Origin of the sequence: Mesorhizobium sp. B1-1-5 (genome assembly GCF_006443065.1) — a bacterium.
In the GTDB taxonomy this organism is placed as follows: Bacteria; Pseudomonadota; Alphaproteobacteria; order Rhizobiales; family Rhizobiaceae; genus Mesorhizobium.
The window spans coordinates 1-1332 of sequence record NZ_VFWS01000434.1 but is presented as its reverse complement, the minus strand read 5'-3'; the positions used below and the strand labels follow the sequence as shown (position 1 = coordinate 1332).

1 protein-coding gene is annotated in these 1332 nt (G+C 68.4%); it reads right to left on the bottom strand.

Annotated features, from left to right (window positions below; all coding sequences use genetic code 11):
• Positions 1–181 precede the first annotated feature (181 nt).
• Positions 182–1114: an alpha/beta hydrolase gene (locus tag FJ980_RS32125; RefSeq protein ID WP_140547507.1), complete on the bottom strand. Its 933-nt coding sequence runs from the start codon at positions 1112–1114 to the stop codon at positions 182–184.
• Between the last annotated feature and the right edge of the window lie 218 nt (positions 1115–1332).

Below are 1332 nucleotides of genomic sequence, written 5' to 3'. Positions count from 1 at the left end.
TTCTCCACGTGGCATGGCTCTGCTCCCGGGTTCATCCGATGCCCCTGCAACTGCGCAGCCAAGGATGTGGTTCCAATTCCCCTGGTCGCGGCCGGCTGCGAAGGTTCCCGCTGAACCGCTCCAGGCGTGAATTCGACGCGATTCCCCAGGGAAAGCGCCACGTCCCTTTCCCGGGAAAGCCCTACGTACTCTTCTGGGCATTCGCCGGACGGGCTGCGGTCTCGGAGCCGGCGAAGAAAGCGCTCAATTCGGCGGCCGTTTGCGCGGGTGCTTCTTCGGGAAAGAAATGCCCGCCCTGGACCGCATGGCCGCGCAGATCGCCGGCCCAGCCGCGCCACAAAGCCAGCGGTCCGCCTTCGCCGGCATACCATTCGGCGAGCGCGCCTTGCCCGCTCCACAGCGCCAGCACCGCGCAGGCTATGCGCCGGCCGGCGGCGCTGTCGGCATGGTCGTGCTTGCGGTCGAGCCTCGCGGCCGCCCGGTACTCCTCACAGATCGCATGGGCATGGGCGGGATCGCGCAGGGCCTCCACATAGGCCTGGCGCACGCCGGCGGAAAATGTCTCTGGCGACGAGCCCCAGCCGCCCAGGGCATCATCGACGATCGCGTCGGCCGCACTGGCCAGGAGCTTTTCCGGCAGCGGCTCCGGCTGCGCCAGCAACGACCACGGCCAATAGCCGAGCGCCAGCCTGGCGTCGGCCCGGTCCCAGGCGTCGGCGGTGGGCACGATGTCGAGCACGGCAAGCCTTTCGACGCGGTCGGGATGGTCGAGCGCGAGGCGGTAGGCGACACGCCCGCCGCGATCATGGCCGGCGACCATGAAGCTGGAAAAGCCGAGCTCGGCCATCAGCGCCACCATGTCGCGGGCCATGGCGCGCTTGGCGTAAGGGGCGTGATCGGCGCTCGACGCCGGGCATGAGCTGGCGCCATAGCCGCGCAGGTCGGCGCATATGACGGTGAACCGGTCCGCCAGGCGTGGCGCCACGTCGCGCCACATCAGATGCGTCTGCGGAAAGCCGTGCAGCAGAAGGACGGCGGGCCCGTCGCCGGCGCGCCGGGCGAAGATGCGGGCGTCGCCGCAGTCGACCTCGAGGGTCTGAAAACCTTCGAACATGATTGCCTCCGGCAGGCGAAACGGCGGCAGGACGCGAGCGGTTGCAATGCGCGCCTGCGAAAGCCGCCAACTTTTTCCGCCGACATGCGTTGTCCCTGCGAGCAGAGCGTTTGGACCGAAGACATCGCGAACAGTTCCGCGCGTTGCGCGAGGAGGTTCGGGATGTCTCCGGTCCAAACACAGAGGAGATGACCATGCCGACCAACACCCAGAGGGAC